This window comes from Asanoa sp. WMMD1127 (genome assembly GCF_029626225.1).
GTDB lineage: Bacteria > Actinomycetota > Actinomycetes > Mycobacteriales > Micromonosporaceae > Asanoa.
This window is the reverse complement of sequence record NZ_JARUBP010000001.1, coordinates 6211542-6232950: the sequence shown is the minus strand read 5'-3', so window position 1 is coordinate 6232950 and position 21409 is coordinate 6211542. Positions and strand designations below refer to the sequence as shown.

The following is a 21409-nucleotide window of genomic DNA, read 5'->3' as shown; positions in this document are numbered from 1 at the left end:
GGCACCCCTGCTGTTTGTCGGGGCCTGGCTTGTCATCGCGACCGGCAGCACACTCCGTAAAGCGTCCTAGGACGTAAGGGTGGCGAGGAGGTCTCGGCGGGCGGCCTGGATCTCGGCCGTCGGGGCGGGATGCCACGGGCAGGCGATGTCGAGGGCGACGACCCGGCCGGTAGCCAGGATGCGCCGCATCGCCTCGTGCACCGCGGCCGCCGACGGGCCGTCGGGAGCCGGGAAGAGCAGGCCGGGCAGCTCGGCGTCGTCAATCACGTCGACGTCGACGTGCAACACCAACGGACCATCCGGCAACGCGCCCAGGTCGGCCACGACGGGCGCCGCCGGGACATCCCCGTCCGAGCCTCGCGGCAACGCGCCCAGGTCGTCGACGTGCAACACCAACGGACCATCCGGCAACGCGCCCAGGTCGGCCACGACGGGCGCCGCCGGGACATCCCCGTCCGAGCCTCGCGGCAACGCGCCCAGGTCGTCCACGATCGGCGCCGCCGGGACATCGCCGTCCGAGCGTCGCGGCAACGCGCCGAGGTCGTCCACGATGGGCGCCGCAGCCTCCCGGTCTCGCGGCCGGGCGCCCAGGTCGTCGACAGCACGCACCGCGGGCGCGGTGTCGCCGGACAGGTAGGCGACCTCCGCCGGGTCCAGGTCCCGGGCGCCGACCAGGAGGGCGCGCTCGACGGGCCGCAGGCCGAGCGGTCCGGCCACCAGGTCCGGGTGCGCCCCCAGGGCCAACCGCAGCGACAGGCCGCCGAGGTAGCCCGACGTCGTCGTGTCGAGCGTGTGGACGTCGCCGTGCGCGTCGAACCACACCAGGCCCGGGTCGACGCCGGCCCGCTGCACGCCGGCCACCGTGCCCAGCGCGACCAGGCAGTCGCCCGACACCACCGTCGGCACCGCGCCGGCCCGGATCTGCCGCGCCACACGGTCGGCGACCGCGTCGTGCAACGCGGTCAGCCGCTCCCAGATGGCGCCGTCCGGCAGCGCCGGCTCGACCGTCTCACCGCCCACCGGGACACTGTCGTCGGGCAGCCGCTCGTCCTGATGGAACGGAACGCGAATGATCGTCACCCCGGGCAGCGTATCGGCCGGGCAGACCCTAGGGTGGGCCGCGTGAAGATCCAAGTGGTGGAAGGCCGGCTCCTCGAGGGACCCGACGCCGCGGCCACCGGCATGGACCGGCGCGCGTTCGGTGAGTTCGTCGGACCCCAGGGCGAGCTCGCGTCCTACGCGTTCGGCTGGACCACCGGCGCCGACCCGCACGCCGGCTGGCTGACCGTCGGCATCGGCGCGGGCAACCCGGGCGGCGGCACGTTCCACGCGCGGGTGTTCGACAACGGCGGACAGATCGCGTACGCCCTGACCGACGAGCCCTTCGAGAGCGTGCCTGAAGGCGGCCCCGACCTCACCGCTGACGAGGCCCGCGCCCACGAGGACCTGCCGTTCATCTGGTTCGTCGTCGACCGCGTCATGGAACGCGACCGCCGCGCCTGGTGGATGCGGCACTGGGTGCTCGGCACCAACTGCATCCAGACGCTCGAGGTGTTCGAACGCCGCGAACCGGTCCTGCTCGTCACCCACGACGCCGACGACGAGCTGTGGCAGCTCATCGGCACCACCGACGCGGCCGCCAGCACCGGCAAGATCGGCCACCTCTACCACGCCCTCGACGCCGACCCGACGCTGCTCGACGTGCTCGACCTGACGCCCGGCGAGACGGCGACCCGCACCCACGTCGGCGCACAGTGGACCACCACCTGAGGCGCCGCTCCGTCAGCGACCACCCGCCCGCACGATCACGTCGGTGTCGATCAGCGAGCTGACCATCTCGGGCCGCGGGTTGCCCTCGACCAGCACGCCGAGGACCCACTCCTCGTTGCGGCGCAACAGCCCCGGCCGGAACGTGATGTGCCCCTGCGCCCCCATCGACGTCACACCCGCCGGCACCGGCCCCGGATTCGTCACGCCGAGCACGCGGCAGCTCAGCTCGACGGTCAGCGGCGTCTCCCCGTCGAAATGGGCGCTCGCCACGTCGCTGGGCCCCACGTTCCTGATCCGGATCTGCACGAGATGCGGGTCCATCACCTCGATGTCGCGGTAGGTGACCTTGAGCAGGTCCCGCCCCATCGCCCCGAGCTGCGACGAGATCAACGGCGTGCTGACGCAGTCCAGCGTGATCGTCCGCCGGCGGGTGCCCCAGCGCCGGGTCGCGTACATCCCGGTGACGATCGCCGCCGCGGCGACGAGAATCCCGACCAGCGCCAACCGATCGCTCGTGCTCAAACCGGACATGACAGAGAGAGGGTGAAGCAGCCGGGCTCGCTTCCCGGCCCGTCCGTCACCCGATCAGGGAGCACCACGCCTCCGGCCGCGCCCAGCGGCTCAGCCGCGGTAGCGAGGTCCGCGGCGGGGAGATCTGCGCCGTCAGGGTGCGGTGTGGTCCGCGCGTCAGGTAGCGCGGCGCGCCCAGGGCGCGGAGCGGATCTCGCGTAGCGCCTCGCGGCGCGTCTGGCCGCGTAACCCGTCGACGAACAGCTTGCCCGCCAGATGGTCCGTCTCGTGCTGCAGCGCCCGCGCCAGGAAGCCGCTGCCCGACACCGTGAGCGGCTCGCCGTGCTGGTCGAAGCCGGTCACCGTCGCGTGCATGGCGCGTGGGGTCGCGAAGTACAGCTCCGGGATGGACAGACAGCCCTCGTCGCCCTCCTGGAGCTCCTCCGACACCGTGATCGACGGATTGACCACATGCCCGCGCCGGCCCTCGGCGTCGTAGACGAAGACCTGAGCCGCGACGCCGATCTGGTTGGCGGCGACGCCCGCGCGCCCCGGCACGCCCAGCAGCGTGTCCATCAGGTCCGTGACCAGCGCCCGCAGCTCGGCGTCGAACGCGCGGACGGGGTCGCACTCGGCGCGCAGCACCGCGTCTCCGATGATCCGGATCGGGCGAACGGTCATGGGCCGAACCCTATCCCCCGCCGCCGGTCGATCTTCGGCCCGGCGCACACCCCCTAAGCCGTCCTAGGATGATGGTTCGTCCAGCGGGAGCGGAGCGGAACCGGTTGGATGGACGCATGGCGGAGATCGTCCTCGTGCGGCACGGGCAGACCGAGTGGAGCGCCAGCGGGCAGCACACCTCCTACAGCGACATCGAGCTGACCCCGACCGGCGAACGGCAGGCCGCCGAGCTCGGCGCCCGGCTCGAGGACCGCGCGTTCGCGGCGGTGATCAGCTCACCGCGGGAACGGGCCGTGCGCACCGCGGAGCTCGCCGGCCTGCGGATCACCGAGATCGACGACGACCTCGCGGAGTGGAACTACGGCCGCTACGAGGGCATCACCTCGAAGGAGATCCACGAGAGGTACGACCCGACGTGGTCGCTGTGGACCGACGGCGCGCCCGAGGGCGAGACCCCGCCCCAGGTCGGCGCGCGCGTCGACCGGGTCCTCGCCAAGGCCGCCAAGCTGCTCGACCAGGGCGACGTGGCGCTGGTCGGCCACGGCCACACCCTGCGCGTGGTCGGCGCACGCTGGATCGGGCTCGGCCCCGAGGGCGGCGGGCTGCTCAAGCTCGACACCGCCACGATCTCCGTGCTCGGCTTCGAGCACGGCACGCGGGTCATCCTGCAGTGGAACTCGGGTCGCTGAGCGACACCTTCGGGGGGCGTCCCTCGTACGGCGTCGACAGCACCACCGTCGTGCGGTGCGTGACGTTGGCCGCGGTCCGGATCTCCTGCAGCACCCGTTCGAGGTCGGCCGGCCCGGCCACGCGTACCAGCAGCAGGTAGAAGTCGTCGCCGGCGACCGAGTAGCACGACTCGATCTCCGGGATGTGCGCCAGCCGCTCGGGGGCGTCGTCGGGCTGTGACGGGTCGAACGGCCGGATCGCCACGAATGCGGCCAGGGGCAGGTCGATCGCGTCGTAGGCGACCTTGGCCGTGTAACCGTGGATCACTCCCCGCTGCTCGAGCCGGCGGACCCGCTGGTGCACCGCCGACACCGAGAGCCCCACCCGTTCGGCGAGGTCGGTGTAGGACAGCCGGCCGTCGGCGGTCAGGGCTGCGACGATGGCGCGGTCGATGTCCTCCACGGCAGTGAAAATACCGGTCGGCCGGCGGCGCGGCGATGTCGATCCCGACACGGCGCCGTTCGTCATCCCCACGACAACGCCGTACGAGGCAGGAAAGGTGAACACATGCGGTACGTGATGATGATCTGCGGCCCCGAGTCGAACTGGGAGGGCGAGCACGTCGAGGAGCTGATGGCGACCGTCGGCGCGTGGTGGGAGAAGTGGCACGCCGCGGGCGTGGTCATCCAGGGCGGCGCGGAGCTGCAGCCCGTGGCCACCGCGAAGACGGTCCGCCGGGGCGCCGACGGCAAGGCCATGGTCACCGACGGGCCCTACATCGAGCTCAAGGACGTGGTCGGCGGCTTCATGCTGCTGGAGGCCGACTCGATGGACGAGGCCGTCGCCTGCGCCGCGACCTGGCCGGGCATCGAGGCGGTCGGCGACCAGGTCGAGGTCCGGCCCACCACGGGGCGCTAGCCGGTCAGGTCAGGTCAGGTCAGGTCGGCGAGGCGGCGGCGCAGCAGGTCGCGCTCGGCGTCGTTGGTGGCCAGCGCCAGCGCGCGCCGGGTGGCCTGCGCCGCCTCGTCGCGCCGGCCGAGCTTGACCAGCAGGTCGGCCCGGGTGGCGGGCCACATGCGGTAGCCGGCGAGCCGCTCGGCCAGGCCGTCGACCTCGGCCAGGGCGGCTCCGGGGCCCTCGACGAAGCCCGTGGCGACCGCCCGGGACAGCGCCACCACCGGCGACGGGGTCAGGGTGAGCAGCCGGTCGTAGAGGCCGCGGACGGCGGTCCAGTCGGTCGCCGCCCAGGACGGCGCGAGGGCGTGCTGGGCGGCGATGGCGGCCTGCAGCTGGTAGGGGCCCGGTGCGTCGAGGGCGGCGGCGCGGCCGAGGCGGCGTACCCCGTCGGCGATCATGGCGCGGTCCCACCGGGACCGGTCCTGGTCGGGCAGCAGCACCAGGCGGCCGGCGTCGTCGACGCGGGTCGCGGCCCGGGCCTCGTGCAGGGTCAGCAGCGCGGCCAGGCCGGCCGCCTCGGGCTCGGCGGGGAGCAGGTCGGCGAGCTGCCGGGCCAGGTCGAGCCCTTCGCGGGCGAGGTCGCGCCGGGCCGCGTCGTAGCCCTGGTTGAAGACGAGGTAGACCGTGGCGAGCACGGCCGACAGCCGATCCGGGCGCGCTTCGAAGGTCGCGCCGCGCAGGGCGCGCTTGGCCCGCACGAGGCGCTGGGCCATCGTCGAGGTCGGCACGAGGTAGGCGGCGGCGATCTCCTCGGTGGCCAGGCCGCTGACGGCCGACAGGGTCAGCGCCACCTGCGACGGCTCGCTCAGCGCCGGATGGCAGCACGCGAAGATCATGGCCAGGCGGTCGTCGCCGGTCGGCTCGGCCGGCGGTTCCAGGGCCAGCTGGGCGGCCTTCGCACGGCCGGTGGCCTCGCGGCGCAGCGCGTCGAGGGCCTTGCGCCAGGCGGTGGTGACCAGCCAGCCGGCGGGCCGGTCGGGGACGCCCTCGGCCGGCCAGCGCCGCAGCGCCTCCGACACCGCGTCCTGCAGGGCCTCCTCCGCCCGGTCGAGGTCGCCGAGGCGGCGGGCCAGCACCGCCCGCATCCCGGGCGCGTCGGTCCGCCAGACCGCGTCCAGGGCGCCGGCTGCGTCGACCACGCTCCGAGGCTAGACCGCCCGGCCGGCCGCGTGGGTGGCCCGGTCGCCGATCTCGGCCAGGTAGGCGATCAGCTCCGGCGGCTCGTGCACCTCGAACGCGCAGCCGAGGGTGAGCAGCCGCCAGGCCAGGTATTCGAGGGTGTCGGAGTGGCCGCGCAGCAGGCAGGTGTCGGCGTCGATCGCGGTCAGGTCGGCGGGCGAGTCGCCGACGCGGCCGGCCAGCCGCTCGATCGGGGCGTGCAGCGTCGCCACGGCCCGGTGGACGGGGGTGAACTCGGTGAGCTTGCCGGTGACGTACGCGGCCGCGTCGGCCGCCGGCAGCTCGCGCGGCGTGGCCCGGGACCCGGTGGGGTTGACGTCGGTGATCCGGTCGACGCGGAAGACCCGCCAGTCGGCGCGGTCGAGGTCGTAGGCGACCAGGTACCAGCGCCGCCCGGCCGAGACGAGCTTGTGCGGGTCGGCGTGGCGTTCCGCGTCGGCGCCGTCGTGGCGGCGATAGGTGAACCGCAGCCGGTCGCCGCCGCCGATGGCCGCCGCGAGGTCGCTCAGCCGGGCCGGGTCGACCGTCGGCGGGGACCAGGCCAGCAGTGGCTCGGTGGCCCGGCCGAGCGCGCCGACCCGGTGTCGCAGCCGGGCCGGGAGCACCTGCTCGAGCTTGGCCAGGGCGCGCACCGCGGCCTCGTCGATGCCGGTGACCGCGTGCGAGGCGGCGCTGCGCAGGCCCACGGCGATCGCCACCGCCTCCTCGTCGTCGAGCAGCAGCGGCGGCATCGCCTTGCCCGAGACGAGGCGGTAGCCGCCGACCGCGCCCATCGTCGCCCGCACCGGGTAACCGAGCTCACGCAGCCGGTCGACGTCGCGGCGGACGGTGCGCAGGCTGACGCCCAGCCGGTCGGCGAGCTCGCCGCCGGGCCACTCGCGCGGGGTCTGCAACAGCGACAGCAGGGTCAGCAGCCGCGCCGGGGTGTTCGCCATGTCCGCCAGAATGCCAGCCATATGTGACAGGAACTGACCTACTGGGTCCGTAGCGTGGCCCGCATGACGCCTTTCCGGATCGACATCCCGCAAGCCGACCTCGACGACCTGCGCGACCGGCTCACCCGGACCCGCTGGCCGCGGCAGCTGCCCGGCGACGGGTGGAGCCGCGGCGTGCCGGTCGACTACCTGCGCGGCCTCGCGGATCACTGGGCGACGACGTACGACTGGCGCGCCCACGAGGCCCGGCTCAACGAGTTCCCGCAGTTCGTGACGGAGATCGACGGGCTCACGGTGCACTTCCTGCACGCGCGCTCCGAAGCGGCCTCCGACGGGTTGCCGCTGCTGCTGACCCATGGGTGGCCCAACTCGTTCGTGGAGTTCACCGACCTGATCGGGCGGCTCACCGGCGCGGGCTTCCACGTGGTCGTGCCGTCGGTGCCCGGGTTCGGCTTCTCGGCCGCGCCGGCGGAGACCGGGTTCACCGTGGAGCGGGTCGGGCGGATGTGGGCGGAGCTGATGCGCCGGCTCGGCTACGACCGCTACGGCACGCAGGGCGGCGACCTCGGCGCCTACGTCGCGCCGGCGGTGGCCCGGGTCGCGCCGGACCACGTGGTCGGCGTGCACATCGACGGCGGGTTCGGCTTCCCGACCGAGGCCGACGTGCCCTCGATGACGGAGCCGGAGCGGGTCGAGTGGGAACAGATGCAGGAGTGGATGGCCGGCGGCGTCGACCATCACGCGCTGCTGCGGGCGGCGCCGCAGACGTTCGCGTACGCCTGGACCGACTCCCCCGTCGGCCTGCTGGCCTGGCTGACGCACAAGTTCAAGGAGTTCGCGTTCATGGCCGAGACCCCCGACCAGGTGATCGACCGCGACCTGATGCTGACCAACGCCAGCCTGTGGTGGTTCACCGGCACGGCGGGCACGTCGTCGTGGCCGATGTACGACCTGCTGACGCTCGCGCCGGGTGGCGGTTTCGCTTGGCCGCAGGGGCAGAAGGCGGTCCCGTCGGGCGTTTACGGGGGCGGCTCCCCACTCATGCGCAGGCTCGCCGAGCGGGACAACACGATCACGCACTGGCCGCAGGGGAACCCCGGCAACCACTTCGTGGCGATGGAGCAGCCGGCCGCGCACGCGGCCGACATCGTCGCCTTCTTCTCAGCCCTTCGCCAGTGACCGGGAGATGACCAGGCGCTGGATCTGGTTGGTGCCCTCGACGATCTGCAGCACCTTGGCCTCGCGCATGTAGCGCTCCACCGGGTGGTCGGCGACGTAGCCGTAGCCGCCGAGCACCTGGACGGCGTCGGTGGTCACCTTCATCGCGACGTCGGTGGCGAACAGCTTGGCCTTGGCCGCCTCGACCGAGTAGGGGCGGCCGTGGTCCCGCAGCCGGGCCGCCGACAGGGTCAGCGCGCGGGCGGCGGAGACCTGGGTGGCCATGTCGGCCAGCATGAAGCCCAGGCCCTGGAAGTCGATGATCGGCGTGCCGAACTGCTCCCGCTCCCGGGCGTAGCCGGCCGCGTAGTCGAGGGCCGCCTGGGCCAGGCCGACGGCGCAGGCGGCGATGCCGAGCCGGCCGGAGTCGAGGGCCCGCATCGCGATGCCGAAGCCGGTGCCCTCGTCGCCGACGAGCCGGTCCGCGGACACGCGCGCGCCGTCGAACGCGATCTGGGAGATCGGCGAGGCGTGCAGGCCCATCGTGCGCTCCGGGGCCTGCGGCACGATGCCGGGCGTGCTCGCGTCGACGAGCAGGCACGAGATGCCCCGGGCGCCGGGGCCGCCGGTGCGGGCGAACACGTTGAAGAAGTCGGCGTCGTGGGCGTGGGTGATCCACGCCTTGGTGCCTTCGATGACGTAGGCGTCGCCGTCGCGCCGCGCCCGCGTGGTCATCGCCGCCGCGTCGGAGCCACCCTGCGGCTCCGAGAGGCAGTAGCCACCCAGCAGCTCGCCGCCGAGCATGTCGGGCAGCAGCTTGCGCAGCTGCTCGCTGCCGGCGGAGGCCACCGGGTAGCAGGCCAGGGTGTGCACGCTGACCGCCTCGGCGGCGACCAGCCAGCGGGAGGCGAGGATCTCCAGGACCTGCAGATAGACCTCGTACGGCTGCCCGCCGCCCCCCATCTCCTCGGGGTAGGGCAGGCCGAGCAGCCCGGCCCGGCCGATGGTGCGGACCAGCTCGCGCGGGAACTCGCGGCGGGCCTCGTAGTCGGCGGCCTTCGGCGCGAGCTCGCGGTCGGCGATCTCGGTGGCGAGGTCGAGGAGGTCTCCGGCCTCTTCGGTGGGCAGGACGCGGTCGATGGTCATAGTTCGGCCAGCTCCGTGGGTGTGGTGTTGAGGACGTCCGCGCCCCCGTCGGTGCAGACGACGATGTCTTCGATGCGGGCGCCGTGGCGGCCCGCGAGGTAGATGCCCGGCTCGATCGAGAACGCCATGCCGGGCTCCAGGGGACGATCGTTGCCCGCCACGATGTAGGGCTCCTCGTGGCCGTCTAGACCGATCCCGTGCCCGGTGCGGTGCAGGAACGCCGGACCGTAGCCGGCGTCGGCGATCACCTCCCGGGCCGCGGCGTCGACCTGCGCGCACGTCACACCCGGCCGCACGGCCTCGACGGCGGCGCGCTGGGCGGTGTGCAGCACCGCGTAGAGCTCGGCCATGTCGGGCGCCGGGCGACCGACCACATAGGTGCGGGTCGAGTCGGAGCAGTAGCCGGACGGCATCGTGCCGCCGATGTCGACCACCACCGGGTCACCGGGCCCGATCACCCGGTCGGCGGTGGCGTGGTGCGGGCTCGCCCCGTTGGGCCCGGACGCGACGATGACGAAGTCGACGGTGGCGTGGCCGGCGGCCAGGATCGCGTCGGCGATGTCGACGCCGACCTCGCGCTCGGTGCGGCCCGGGCGCAGCCACTCGCCCATCCGGGCGTGCACCGCGTCGATGGCGGCGCCGGCCGCCCGCAGCGCCTCGACCTCGGCCGGTGACTTGCGCATCCGCAGCTCACCGAGCACGTCGCCGGCCAGCCGCTGCTCGGCGCCGGGGAGGGCGGCCCGCAGGCCGAGCACGTGCGCGGCCCACATCCGATCGCTGAGCGCCACCACGCTGGGGTCGCCGTCGAGGGCCCGCGCCACCAGCGGGAACGGGTCGGCGCCGTCGGGGTGGTCGACGATCCGCACGTTCGTCGTCGCCGTCTCGGCGGCCGGGCGTTCCAGCGTCGGGACGATCAGGGTGGGCTCGCCGCGGGCGGGCAGCACCAGGCAGGTCAACCGCTCCTGGGCGTGGGCGTCGTAGCCGGTGAGGTAGCGCAGGTCGGAGCCCGGTGTGACGAGCAGCGCGTCGAGGCCGACCGCGGCCGTCGCGCGCTGGGCGGCCACGAGCCGCTCGGGTGGGTAGAGCTCCGCACTGAGCACGCCCCTAGCTTAACGGTCGTTCGGGCGGCTTTCGGCCCCGTCGAGCCCGCGCGCCGCGGCCCGGGCGCGTCCGACATGCGACAACACGTCCGTGCTGTCGACCCACTGGTCCACGGCGCCCGTCAAGGGCCGGGCCCGCAGCGCCGGATCGGCGATGGTGGCGACGAGCGCTTCGGCGAACCGGGCCCCGCCGACCACCATGATCGGCCGGTCGTGGAACGGGCGCGGGGCGGGGTCGACGGTCGTCCCGAAGACCTCGTTGGTGCGCTCCCCCGCCGCGCTGGCGGCGGCGACCAGGTGGCGCTCGCGGTCGCGCCAGTCGGCCGCGGCCAGGGCGCCGGCGAGCGCCTCGTGCGGGCCGTTCTCGAGGCGGGCGAAGGCGGTGCCGATCCATTTGGCGTACGGCGGATAGCGGCGCTCCAGGAGCAGGAACAGCCGCATCAGGTCGCGGGCGAGGCGGGCGGCGACGATCCGGCTGCCCAGGTCGTCACCCAGCTCCCCGCAGCGGCCGACGAACGGCTCCTCCTGGTCGATCCGGGTCCACTGGGCCGCCAGGACGTGCCGCCAGACGTCGTCCGGGTACCAGCGCAGGCGTCGCCGGGCCGCGTCGAGGCCCAGGTCGTCGTGGAAGACGGCGCCGCCGGTGAACTCGGCCAGGCGCTGGGTCGGCAGGGCGAGCCAGTCGCCGGCGCTCTCCGTGCGCAGCGGCACCAGGTAGTCGGCGAGGATCTCGACCTTGACGCCGATCTGCTCGCCGCCGCCGGAGGTGGGGATGCCGTGGAAGGTGGGCGGCAGGACGATGGCGTTCTCTGCGATCACCCGGGCGGCCCGGTCGGCGACGAAGACCTGCAGGCGCGGGCCCCAGTCGTGGTCCATGGAACGCTCCGTGTCGAAGCCGAGCACGTCCGAGCCGCTGTCGACGCGGCCGGCCGCGTGCGGCAGGGCGGTCAGGGCCGGCGCTACCAGCTCCGCGTACAACCTGCGACTGACGTCGATGCCGGGTGTGAACCCCATGCGCCCCTCCCGGGTTAGGCTGGAGACGATCACTGTCGGTGACGAGAGGACGAGGCGATGGCGCTCCCCGAAGTCGTGTCCCGCGCACAGTGGCAGACCGCCCGTGACGCGCTCCTGGTCAAGGAGAAGGAGGCGACCCGGGCGCTGGACGACCTGGCCGCCCAGCGACGACGGCTGCCGATGGTGCGGATGCCGGCCGATTATGCGTTCGACGGGCCCGACGGGAAAGCGAGTTTGCGGGACCTGTTCGAGGGTCGCGACCAGCTCGTCGTCTACCAGTTCATGGACAACGGCCCCGACGACATCTGCTCCGGCTGCGCCAGCTTCACCGACAACGTCGGGCGGCTCGAGCACCTGCACGCGCGCGGCACCTCGTACGCCGTCGTCTCCGACATGCCGTTGGACCAGCTCCGGTCGGTGCGGACGCGGATGGAGTGGACGGTGCCGGTCTACTCGTCGCGCGGCACCACGTTCAGCGCCGACATCGGGGCCGGGCGGGGCTTCGCGCTGGCCGTGTTCGTCACCGACGGCGTCGACGCTTACCAGACCTACCTCACCAGCGACCGCGGCGTCGACCGGCTGCGCTTCGACTTCAACATCCTCGACCTCACGCCGTACGGGCGGCAGGAGAGCTGGGAGGACTCGCCGCTGGGCTGGCCGCAGACGGAGCCGTACTCCTGGTGGCGCCTGCACGACGAGTACTGATGTTCACCGTCGCCCGTGGTGCCGCGTCCCATGTGGACGGTCTGGTCGCGCTGCTCGGGCAACGGGAGTTCTTCGCCGCCAAGCTCGCCGCGCAGTCCCGCGGCGAGGGGGTGCTGCTCGTCGGGTGCCTCGACGGCTCGCCGGTCGCCGACGTGTGGGTGGCGTTGTCGCCGGTGCCGGAGCGCGAGGTCAATGAGCACCTCGGCGGGGTGCCGGTGCTGGTCCACCTCGAGGTGGTGTCGGTGCTGCGCAACCGCGGGTTCGGCACGTCGCTCATCGGGGCGGCCGAGTCGCTGGCCCGCTCCCGCGAGCACGCGAGGATCGCGCTCGGCGTGGCGGTCGACAACCCAGGCGCGCGACGGCTGTACGAGCGGCTCGGCTACGGCGAGTGGCCCCACGGCCTGATCTCGACGGGGTACGACTGGGTCGGCAGGGACGGCGTCAAGCGCTGGGTCCCCGAGACGATCACGATGCTGGTCAAATCCCTGCGGTGACCCTGCCGCAGCTCAGGGTTGGAAGCGGTAACCCATCCCCGGTTCGGTCAGCAGGTGCCGCGGGTGGCCGGGGTCGACCTCGAGCTTGCGCCGGAGCTGAGCCATGTACTGGCGGAGGTAGTTGGTCTCGGTCTGGTACTGCGGCCCCCAGACGTCCTGGAGCAGCTGGCGCTGGCTGACCAGCTTGCCGGGGTTGCGCAGGAGGATCTCCAGCAGATGCCACTCGGTCGGGGTGAGCCGCACCTCGCCGGCCCCGTCGGGCGGGTCGACGGTCCGCGCCGCCAGGTCGACGGTGAACGCACCCACCTTGATCACCGGCGCGGCGTCACTGGTGGCGCCCATCCGCCGGGTGACGGCCCGGATCCGGGCGAGCAGCTCGTCGACCCCGAACGGCTTGGTCACGTAGTCGTCCGCCCCGGCGTCGAGCGCGGCCACCTTGTCGGCACTGTCCGCGCGGCCGGACAGCACGATGATCGGCACGGCGGTCCACCCGCGGAGCCCGCGGATCACATCGGTGCCCTCCATGTCGGGAAGGCCGAGATCGAGCACGACGAGATCGGGCGGCCGGGCCGCGGCGGCCTTCAACGCCGTCCCACCATCGGCGGCGACGTCCACGTCGTAGTCGCGGGCCCGCAGATTGATCCGCATGGCCCGCAGGATCTGCGGCTCGTCGTCGACGACCAGGATCCGCGTCACCGCACACCACCGTTCGGCGGCTGCTCGTCGCCCTCGCTCATGTGTTCACCTTCCGCCTTCCGCGGGTCGCTCTCGGCGCCGCCCGCGCCACCGCCGCCGTGCCGGACGCCGTGGCCGCGCCGGGGCCGGTCACGTCCTTGAACGTGACTGCCCGGCGCGCCCTGGCCCGTGGTCGCGGCGGCGTCACGCGGCCGGCGGTTGGCCGAGTCGTCTTCCGTGAGCCGAGGCGGCGAGCCGCCGTTGACCGGGTCGCGCCCCTTCCGGTCGACAGCGGCGCTGTCTGCGAGCCGCGACGGATGGACCGGTTCCGGCACCGGGGCGCCGTCGACCGGTCCAGGTCCGCGAAGCTCCAGGTCCGACGGGCCGAGCCGCGGGATCGGCTGCGGGTCGCGCGGCCAGCGCCGTAGGCGTTCCCGGATCGCCTGGTCGGCGATCTCCGTCGCGCGGGTCTCCGTCGGTTCCACCGACGCCTCGGTCGACGGCAGGGTCAGCACCATCGTCAGCCCGCCGCCCGGTGTCGTCTCCGGCACCAGCGAGCCACCCATCGCCTCCGCCAAACCGCGCGACAGCGCCAGGCCGAGGCCGACGCCCGCGTGGTTGGTGCGGTCGCCGAGCCGCTGGAACGGCTGGAACACCCGGTCGCGGTCCGTGTCCGGGATGCCGGGGCCGCGGTCGATCACCCGCAGCTCGACCCAGCCGGCGTGGTCGCTCGCCGTGATCTTCGGTGGCCGGTCGTCGGGGCTGAACCGGATCGCGTTGCCGATCACGTTGACCAGGATCCGCTCCAGCAGGCCCGGGTCCGCGACCACCAGCGGCAGGTCGTCCGGCATCCGCAGGACCACCGGGGCGGCGGCCGCGCCGATCTCGTCCAGCGCCCGCGGCACCGCCTCCTCCAAACCCAGCGACGCCGGCACCACCCCGAGCGCGCCGGCCTGCAGGCGACTCATGTCGAGCAGGTTCGCGACCAGCCGTCCGAGCCGGTCCAGCGACTCGTCGGCGGTGGCCAGCAGCTCGTCGCGGTCCTCGGGCGAGAACTCCACCTCGTCGCTGCGCAAACTGGTCACCGCCGCCTTGGCGGACGCGAGCGGCGTACGCAGGTCGTGGCTCACCGCCGCGAGCAGCGCCGTGCGCATCCGGTCGGCCTCGGCCAGCGGGAGCGCCTCGGCCGCCTGCTCGGCCAGGCGCTCCTGGCGCAACGCGACCGCCGCCTGGGCCGCGAACGCCTCGACGATCCGGCGGTCGCTGGCCTCCAGGGTGCTCCCCCGCAGCACGAGGGCGAGGTCGTCGCCGATCGGCACGTCGCTCGTACCCTCCGCCGGGGCTCGGCTCGGCTCTGCCCCGTCGACGGCGGCGACGCGCCACGCGGCCGGGTCGCGACGGAGGTCCGGCACGTCGACCGCGCCGGGCGCGCGTTCCAGCAGCGCCACCGACTCCAGACCGAACATGTCGCGCAGTTGGCGCAACAGGGCTTCCAGCGGGCGTACGCCGCGCAGCACGCTTCCTGCCACGGTTGCCAGGGTCTGTGCGTCGGCGCTCGCGGCCGCCGCCTCCCGGGTCCGCGTGGCGGCGGTGTCGACGACGGCACTGACCGCTATCGCCACCGCGACGAACACGATCAGCGCCAGCACGTTCTCCGTCTCGTTGATCGTGAAGCGTCGCAGCGGCGGCGTGAAGAAGTAGTTGAGCAGCAGGAACCCGGCCACCGCGGCGGCGATAGCGGGCAGGCGTCCGCCGATCAGCGCGACCACGATCACCCACAGCAGGAAGAGCATCATGTCGCTGGCCAGCGACAGCTCGTCGACGAACGGCACCAGGATCGCGGTCAGCGCCGGCAGGCCGATGAGCGCGACCAGGTACCCGGCGACGCGCCGGCTCCGCGACAGCGCCGCGCCGCCGCTGCGCCACCGCCGCCGGCCGGCCCCGACCTCCTCATGGGTGACCAGGTGCACGTCGATCGCGCCGGACAGCGCCGTCGTGGTCACGCCGACGCCGGCGGAGAGGATCTGCTGGACGCGGCCGCGCCGGCTGGCGCCGAGCACGAGCTGCGTGGCGTTGACACCGCGGGCGAAGTCGAGCAATGCGCGCGGCACGTCGGCGCCGACGACCTGGTGGTACGTGCCGCCGAGGCTCTCCACCAGCAGCCGCTGCCGGGACAGCAGGGCCGGGTCGGCGTCGACGAGGCCGTCGCTGCGCGACACGTGCACGGCCAGCAGGTCGGCGCCCTTGCTGCGGGCGGCGATCCGGGCGGCGCGGCGGATCAGCGTCTCCCCCTCGCGCCCGCCGGTCAACGCGACCACGACGCGTTCGCGGGCCTCCCAGGTGGTGCCGATGCCGTGCTGCTCGCGGTAGCGGTCGAGCTGCTCGTCGACCTTGTCCGCCAGCCAGAGCAGCGCGAGCTCCCGGAGCGCGGTCAGGTTGCCGACGCGGAAGTAGTTGGCCAGCGCCGCGTCGACCTTCTCCGGCGGGTACACGTTGCCGTGCGCCATCCGCCGCCGCAGCGCCTCGGGCGTCATGTCGACGAGCTCGACCTGGTCCGCGCCGCGTACGACCGAGTCCGGAACGGTTTCTCTCTGCACCACCCCGGTGATCTGCTCGACGACGTCGTTGAGCGACTCGAGGTGCTGGATGTTGACCGTCGACAGCACGGTGATCCCGGCGTCGAGCAGCTCCTGGATGTCCTGCCAGCGCTTCGCGTTGCGGGAGCCGGGCACGTTGGTGTGCGCGAGCTCGTCGACGACGGCGACCTGCGGGTTGCGGCGCAGGATCGCGTCGACGTCCATCTCGGTGAACCGCGCGCCGCGGTACGCCATCTCCCGGCGCGGCATCGCCTCGAGATCGTCGAGCAGCTCCGCCGTGTGCGGCCGCCCGTGCGTCTCGACGAACCCGATCACCAGATCGGTGCCCCGCCCGGCCCGCCGCTGCGCCTCCTCGAGCATGGCGAACGTCTTCCCGACACCGGGCGCGGCGCCGAGGTAGATCCGCAACTGTCCACGAGCCATCGCGTTCCATATTCGCGCGTCGCGGCGCCGCAGCGGCCGATCTTGACGGGATCGCTACGTGTCGCCCAACGTGAAGCGTGCCGCGGTGCGCCAGGCGTCCGGTTCCGGCGCGCCCACCATGAGCCAGACCTCGCGCGCTCTCGCCCGTAGTGGGAGGCTCGCGCTGACCGCGTCGGCCGCCGCCCGCAGGTCATCGACCGGCACGTCGTGCCCGATCGTCAGATGGGGCACGACGTCGTCGAACTCCCCACGGTACGGCGGGTGCTGCGGAAACCGCTCCCACAGCGCGGCGGTCAGCGCCCGGAACGGCTGGTCGGGGCGCGGCGCCAGCCAGGCGACGTGATCGCCGAACCAGCTCACGCGCGCGAACTCGACGTCGAACCGTGGGTGGGCGGCGACCGTCTCGGCGACGGCAGCCAGCACGTCGTCGGTCACCTCGTCCGGCGCGACGAACGGGTAGAGCACGGTCACATGAGCCGGCACTCCCCAGCGCGCGGCCGTGTCGAACCGCGCCCGATGCTCCCCGACCACCTCTTCGGCCTCGGGCACGGGCACGATCAACGCGGTCTCGATCGCCTGCACGCCGCAAGTGTCTGTGTCGCGGTCGCAGAGATCAAGAACCTCCCTCTCCTTCCATGCCACCTCGCACACCCTCTAGACCGTCCTAGGATGATGGTTCCGGCTGGTAGCGCGCGCCGCCCAGACCGCCGCTCGTTTAGGAGACGCGCCGTCTAGCTCGACTGGCTGATGCGCATGCAAGTGCCGCCGGGTCGGCGGCGCTTCGCGGGCATGGCGTTTCACAGGGTGCAACGCCATGCCCGCATGCGGTCCGGCCCCAGCCTTGCCGCCGTGTTCTGACCGAAGCCGCCGTCCGCCCCGCTATCTCACGCAAGACGCCCGCCGCCGTTTGCCGTCCCGCCCCAACCTTGCCGCCGCGTTCTGACCGAAGCCGCCGTCCGCCGTTTGCCGTCCCACCCCAGCCTTGCCGCCGCGTTCTGACCGAAGCCGCCGTCCGCCGTTTGCCGTCCCACCCCAGCCTTGCCGCCGCGTTCTAACCGAAGCCGCCGTCCGCCCTGGCCGTCCCCGCACGCCGCCGAGCCTTCCGACAGAGCCGGCGGCCCGGCCGGCGCAGTCAGCCGCGGGCCGCTCCCAGGCCGAGCAGGGCGGCGATGCCCAGGGCGCTCCGAGGCGCGTAGGCGCAGCGCCACAGGCCGCCGTGGGCCGCGTACTCCGCCTCCTCGTGCCACACCTCGGCCGCCGGGCGAGGTGGGTTGCGCAGGTCGTGCACCAGCAGCGCCGCCATCAGGGTGTTGCTCGTGGCCGGCTCGAAGACCTCGACGCCGAAGCGGTGTGCGCCCGCGTAGGCCGCCGCCAGCGCGCGGTTCTTGACCACCGACCGGGTGCGGGTCGGCGGCGCGACGTTCATGCTGACCGTCGCGCCCTCCGCGCGGGCCACCGTCGCCCGCCAACGGTGGATCCGTTTGGACAGGGCGTAGTTCGGGCCCTGTTGCGCGACCAGGGAATCGCAAATCCCCGGGTCGTCGCCCGGAGCGTAGTTCCGCCGCAGCATCCGTCCGCCCGACAGCAGCCGTAGCGGCCGGCGTAGTCGGGCCACCCCCTGCGGCGATCCGTAGGCGCGCTCGGCGTGCGCCACCGCATCGCCCGGCACCGCGAAGACGTCGGTCGGCGTCGCCAGGAACGCCAGGGCCGTGTCGGGCCGGGACTGCCGCACGTGCCCGGTCAGCGCGTCGACCGCGGTGCTGAGCCGCACGTTGATCGCACCGTCGGCGTAGACGTAGTTGCCCAGCACCAACCGGCCGTCGAAGCCGTCGAGCCAGGCGGCGACGGTTGCGACGCCGTGGAGCAGGTCGGCGCCGGCCCGCTCGGCGAGGTCACCGTCGCCTTTCAGGGCCGGGACGTGCAGGCGGCCGCCGTATTTGGACGCCGTGTCGATCAACCGCGACCACAGTGCCGGCCGCGCCAGGTCGACCGCCACGACCGGATTGCCCCACCGCAGGAGCGACGGGACGGGACCCATCTCGGCGCCGGCGCCCAGCGCCACGACCGTCGTGCCGCCGAGGTCGAGCCAGTCGGGGTTGGCCTGCACCGTGCGGACCGCCTCCGCACAGGACGGCTCGATGATGCCCGCCGCCAGCCAGGCATCGAGCCGCCGCTTGATGCCGTCGCCACGTAGCCGCTCGCCACGGTAGGGCAACGTCAGCTCCTTGTCGACCCGCCCCTGGCCCCCCACCGTCGCCGTCGTCGGCGGCTCGACCGGCCCCGCGAACGCGTCCGCCAGCGGCTTCACGGCGCCGTCGGCGGTGCGGAACCGCATGCGCTCGTTGACCGATGCCAGCCCTTCGGCCGCGATCCGCCGCGCCGCCGAGCCGTCACCCAGCCCGGCCTCGACCAGGCGGCGGAAATGCACCAGGTAGCCCCGTCGCCAGTCGGTCTCGCGCTGCGCCGCCGCCGCGCCGATCGGGTCGACAGCCCGCAGCGCGTCGCCCACCACCGCCCGCCCCAACGACGAGGTCAGGCCGGTGCCGCTGGTGGTGGGCGGGAAGATCACGCCGCTCGGTTCAGTCACGGGCACATCATCGCGCGCCCCACCGACACGCGCACCGCCCGCGCCCCGCCGCCGGCGTCGCCGCACGTCACGAATCGATATAGCGACGCGCGATTGCCCGGGAAACCGTGCGCTGGCTCGAAAAACGCCGCTACCGCCGCCCGACAGCCATGGGTACGTTCGATCACGGCGGCGCACCACCAACAGCCCTACCGGACACCGTTCTGCAGGCGGTTCCGTCCGACGCAAAGCTCAGCGCTGGAGCAACGGCCATGCTTCGCCGCGGTACGCCAGCCCTGCCCCTTCATCCAACTACAGCCACCGTGTGCCCAGCCGGGCAGCACGGTCGGCAACCAGCAACAGCGCCGCCGGTCGCCACCTTCGGGAGCCGCCGCCAACCACACCTCGCGAACCGCCGCCAACCGCACCATCGAGACCCGCCGGCCACCGCAACTTGAGAGCCGCACCAACCGCACCGTGGAGACCCGCCGCCCATCGCACCGCTGTGAACCACCACCAACCGCACCGTGGAGACCCGCCGGCCATCGCACCGCTGGGAGCCGCCGCCAACCGCACCGTGGAAACCCGCCGGCCATCGCACCGCTGGGAGCCACCACCAACCGCACCGTGGAGAGCCGCCACCAACCGCACCACTACCGGCAACACCGCGGCTTGCCGCGCGCACGTGGCCACCGCCGGCCGTCGGCGCGCAGGCAAGTCGACAGATCGCACACCGCTGACACGCCGCGAGGTGCCGCCGCGGGCTACGTGTCGGGCGGGTGTGCCGAGCCCGGAAAGGGGGTGAAACGCGAACGGTGGGCGGCCCGCCGCCAGAACGGGCCGCCCACCGCGAACAACGATGGATCAGACGACAGTGCAGGAGCTACCGCCCACAGTGAACGTGGTCGGCTCCCCGGTTCCGCCGGTGTGCGTGCCGTTGAAGCCGATCGTCGTGGAGCCGCCCGGCGCGAGCGTGGCGTTCCACGACAGGGGTGCCGCGGTCACCGCCTGGCCGGACTGCGTCCACGTCGCCGACCAGCCCGGCGGAGTGATCCGCTGACCGCTCGGCAGAGCGAACGCCAGTGTCCAACCCGAGAGCGAGGAGGTACCCGTGTTGGTGAGCACGACGCTCGCCGTGAAGCCGGACGAGCCGCCCCAGGGGCTGATCGTGTAGGCCACCCGGCAGGACGACGGACCAGGACCAGGACCGCCGCCACCGGTGGTCGTGGTCACCGAGACGACCGGCGACAGCGCCGACACGTTGCCGGCGGCGTCGCGGGCGCGCACCTGGTAGCGGTAGGTGGTCGAGGCCGTCAGGCCACTGTCCACGAAGGACGCCGCCGACGGCGTGCCGACCACCGCGAACGTGCCGCCGCTCGCGCCGGTCGCCCGCAACACGTCATAACCCGCGACACCGACAGCATCCGTGGAGGCCGTCCATGACAACGAGACACCGGACGAGGTCACCCCCGAGGCGACCGGCGTACCCGGCGTGGTCGGTGGCGTCGTGTCCGGGTCCGGACCAGGGCCCGAGCCGTCGTCGAGGGCGTCGTGGATCGCGGTGTACGCCGGCTTCGGCGAGTAATTGGCGTCCCACGGCAGCGCCGCACCCTCGCCGCTGAACGTGTCTGGCACCCACGAGTACTTGTCGGTGAAGCCCCAGATCGTGATGCCCGCGCACGCGGTCACGGCAAGGCAGGCCTGCACGACGTTGCGGTAGTAGGTCGCCTGGGTCGTGTCCTTGGTGGCGTCGCGCGGCATCTGCATCCGCACGTCGAGCTCGGTGACCCGCACCTGCACACCGAGCGCGGCGAAGCGCTCCATGTTCTCGCGCAGCGACGACGGGAACCCGTACTGGATAGCGAGGTGACCTTGAAAACCGACACAGTCCACCGGCACGCCGTCGGCGCGGAGCTGGCGCACCAGGTTGTACATCGCGGTGCTCTTCGCGTTGATGCCCTCGACGTTGTAGTCGTTGATGCACAGCCGCGCGTTGCTGTCGGCGGCGCGGGCATAACGGAAGGCGTCGGCGATGAACGACGTGCCGAGGGTGTTGTACCAGAAGCTCGGCCGCATGCTGCCGTTCTCCTCGAACACCTCGTTGACGACGTCCCACGACACGACTGCCGGGTTGTCGGCGTAGCGGCCGACCACGGTCGCGATGTGGTCCTGCATCGCGGTCCGCATCGCCGTGGCCGACAGGTTCTGCACCCAGCCGGGCGTCTGGCTGTGCCAGACCAGCGTGTGGCCGTGCACCTGCTGGTCGTTGGCGGTCGCGAACGCGACCACCTGGTCGGCGCCGGCGAAGGTGTAGTTGCCGTCCGACGGCTCGGTCGACTCCCACTTCATCGCGTTCTCGGCGGTGACCTGGTTGAACTCGGACGCCGCGATCGTGCGGTAGGCGGCCTCGTTGGCGAGCGGGCTGGTGGCGGCCGCGTAGCCGATGAACTTGCCGCGCGCGGCGGCGTGCACGCGCAGCGGTGCGTCAGCCGCGGCGGGGGGCGCCACGACGAGCGGTACCGCGAGCGCCGCGGCGACGGCGATGACGGCCGTCCGCGCCGGGCGGGCGCCGCGGGCAAGGGTGATCATGGGAACGGTTCCTCCTTGCGATGGGTTACAGGCGGCAGCGCGCCACGGACGACCGCCGGGTGCCCGCTCGCGCGCCGTGCCCGCCCGGAGGACCACGGAGCCCGCCACGGACGCCCATCCGCGGAGCTACATCTATGGAAGCGCTCCCATCGTGCGGCGACGCCCAGCAGGACGTCAACACCTTTCGATACTCGGACGTGCCTCCGATCAACCAAGAAAAGTCGTCTCAGATGGTTACTTA

At 73.2% G+C, this 21409-nt stretch carries 19 protein-coding genes and 1 pseudogene; 6 read left to right on the top strand and 14 right to left on the bottom strand.

The genetic code is table 11. The features are described 5' to 3' along the window. Nucleotides 1–66 precede the first annotated feature (66 nt). On the bottom strand, nt 67–1080 hold the full coding sequence (locus O7635_RS29775; RefSeq protein ID WP_278083809.1) for an arginase family protein: 1014 nt from the start codon (nt 1078–1080) through the stop codon (nt 67–69). Between the two features lie 42 nt (nt 1081–1122). Between O7635_RS29775 and O7635_RS29770 the strand changes: the two genes are divergently transcribed. Beyond that, nucleotides 1123–1770, top strand: coding sequence for a hypothetical protein (locus O7635_RS29770; protein WP_278083808.1), 648 nt, complete (start codon nt 1123–1125; stop codon nt 1768–1770). Nucleotides 1771–1782: 12 nt separating this feature from the next. On the opposite strand, the gene O7635_RS29765 is transcribed toward O7635_RS29770, so the two are convergent. Both O7635_RS29765 and def read right to left on the bottom strand, forming a co-directional pair. Beyond that, nucleotides 1783–2292, bottom strand: coding sequence for a hypothetical protein (locus tag O7635_RS29765; protein WP_278083807.1), 510 nt, complete (start codon nt 2290–2292; stop codon nt 1783–1785). Between the two features lie 165 nt (nt 2293–2457). Then, nucleotides 2458–2961, bottom strand: a complete 504-nt coding sequence (gene def / locus O7635_RS29760; RefSeq protein ID WP_278083806.1) for a peptide deformylase — start codon at nt 2959–2961, stop codon at nt 2458–2460. A gap of 116 nt (nt 2962–3077) precedes the next feature. Between def and O7635_RS29755 the strand changes: the two genes are divergently transcribed. After that, entirely contained in the window at nt 3078–3650 is a 573-nt protein-coding gene (locus O7635_RS29755) for a histidine phosphatase family protein (protein WP_278083805.1), read from the top strand. On the opposite strand, the gene O7635_RS29750 is transcribed toward O7635_RS29755, so the two are convergent. Continuing rightward, a complete protein-coding gene (locus O7635_RS29750) occupies nt 3622–4092 on the bottom strand; it encodes an Lrp/AsnC family transcriptional regulator (RefSeq protein WP_278083804.1) in 471 nt (156 codons plus the stop codon). The two genes, O7635_RS29755 and O7635_RS29750, sit on opposite strands and share 29 nt — an antisense overlap. Before the next feature lie 105 nt (nt 4093–4197). On the opposite strand from O7635_RS29750, the gene O7635_RS29745 reads away from it, so the two are divergent. Then, entirely contained in the window at nt 4198–4548 is a 351-nt protein-coding gene (locus O7635_RS29745; protein WP_278083803.1) for a YciI family protein, read from the top strand. Nucleotides 4549–4562: 14 nt separating this feature from the next. Here the strand turns inward: O7635_RS29745 and O7635_RS29740 are convergent, their stop codons facing one another. Continuing rightward, a complete protein-coding gene (locus O7635_RS29740) occupies nt 4563–5726 on the bottom strand; it encodes a DUF6596 domain-containing protein (RefSeq protein ID WP_347405308.1) in 1164 nt (387 codons plus the stop codon). Nucleotides 5727–5735: 9 nt separating this feature from the next. Beyond that, entirely contained in the window at nt 5736–6701 is a 966-nt protein-coding gene (locus O7635_RS29735; RefSeq protein WP_278083802.1) for a YafY family protein, read from the bottom strand. A gap of 63 nt (nt 6702–6764) precedes the next feature. Here O7635_RS29735 and O7635_RS29730 point away from each other — a divergent pair, with 63 nt between their 5' ends. Further along, nucleotides 6765–7880, top strand: a complete 1116-nt coding sequence (locus tag O7635_RS29730) for an epoxide hydrolase (RefSeq protein WP_278083801.1) — start codon at nt 6765–6767, stop codon at nt 7878–7880. On the opposite strand, the gene O7635_RS29725 is transcribed toward O7635_RS29730, so the two are convergent. From O7635_RS29725 to O7635_RS29715, 3 genes are read right to left on the bottom strand one after another with little or no spacing between them, the layout of a single operon-like run. After that, on the bottom strand, nt 7863–9005 hold the full coding sequence (locus O7635_RS29725; protein WP_278083800.1) for an acyl-CoA dehydrogenase family protein: 1143 nt from the start codon (nt 9003–9005) through the stop codon (nt 7863–7865). The genes O7635_RS29730 and O7635_RS29725 overlap by 18 nt on opposite strands. Further along, nucleotides 9002–10105 (bottom strand): Xaa-Pro peptidase family protein, encoded by a 1104-nt coding sequence (locus O7635_RS29720; RefSeq protein WP_278083799.1) that lies wholly within the window; start codon nt 10103–10105, stop codon nt 9002–9004. Before O7635_RS29720 ends, O7635_RS29725 begins: the two co-directional genes overlap by 4 nt. Nucleotides 10106–10114: 9 nt before the next feature. Then, entirely contained in the window at nt 10115–11119 is a 1005-nt protein-coding gene (locus tag O7635_RS29715; RefSeq protein ID WP_278083798.1) for a DUF4037 domain-containing protein, read from the bottom strand. A gap of 57 nt (nt 11120–11176) precedes the next feature. Between O7635_RS29715 and O7635_RS29710 the strand changes: the two genes are divergently transcribed. Together O7635_RS29710 and O7635_RS29705 are read left to right on the top strand one after the other, a co-directional pair. Beyond that, entirely contained in the window at nt 11177–11824 is a 648-nt protein-coding gene (locus O7635_RS29710; RefSeq protein WP_278083797.1) for a DUF899 family protein, read from the top strand. After that, nucleotides 11824–12318, top strand: coding sequence for a GNAT family N-acetyltransferase (locus O7635_RS29705; protein ID WP_278083796.1), 495 nt, complete (start codon nt 11824–11826; stop codon nt 12316–12318). The genes O7635_RS29710 and O7635_RS29705 overlap by 1 nt, the downstream gene beginning before the upstream one ends. Before the next feature lie 12 nt (nt 12319–12330). On the opposite strand, the gene O7635_RS29700 is transcribed toward O7635_RS29705, so the two are convergent. The 5 genes and pseudogenes from O7635_RS29700 to O7635_RS29680 form a co-directional block, all read right to left on the bottom strand. Next, the gene (locus tag O7635_RS29700; protein ID WP_278083795.1) at nt 12331–13014 is read right to left on the bottom strand and encodes a response regulator; all 684 of its coding nucleotides are present in this window, start codon (nt 13012–13014) and stop codon (nt 12331–12333) included. 476 nt (nt 13015–13490) lie between these two features. Continuing rightward, a pseudogene (locus O7635_RS29695) lies at nt 13491–16013 on the bottom strand (DUF4118 domain-containing protein); the annotation flags it as partial. Nucleotides 16014–16067: 54 nt separating this feature from the next. Next, nucleotides 16068–16595 carry a 2'-5' RNA ligase family protein gene (locus tag O7635_RS29690; protein ID WP_278083794.1) on the bottom strand — a complete coding sequence of 176 codons (528 nt, stop codon included), beginning with the start codon at nt 16593–16595 and terminating at the stop codon, nt 16068–16070. A 550-nt stretch (nt 16596–17145) separates the two neighbouring features. Beyond that, on the bottom strand, nt 17146–18600 hold the full coding sequence (locus tag O7635_RS29685; protein ID WP_278083793.1) for a hypothetical protein: 1455 nt from the start codon (nt 18598–18600) through the stop codon (nt 17146–17148). 843 nt (nt 18601–19443) lie between these two features. Then, a complete protein-coding gene (locus O7635_RS29680; protein ID WP_278083792.1) occupies nt 19444–21168 on the bottom strand; it encodes an endo-1,4-beta-xylanase in 1725 nt (574 codons plus the stop codon). Nucleotides 21169–21409 lie beyond the last annotated feature (241 nt).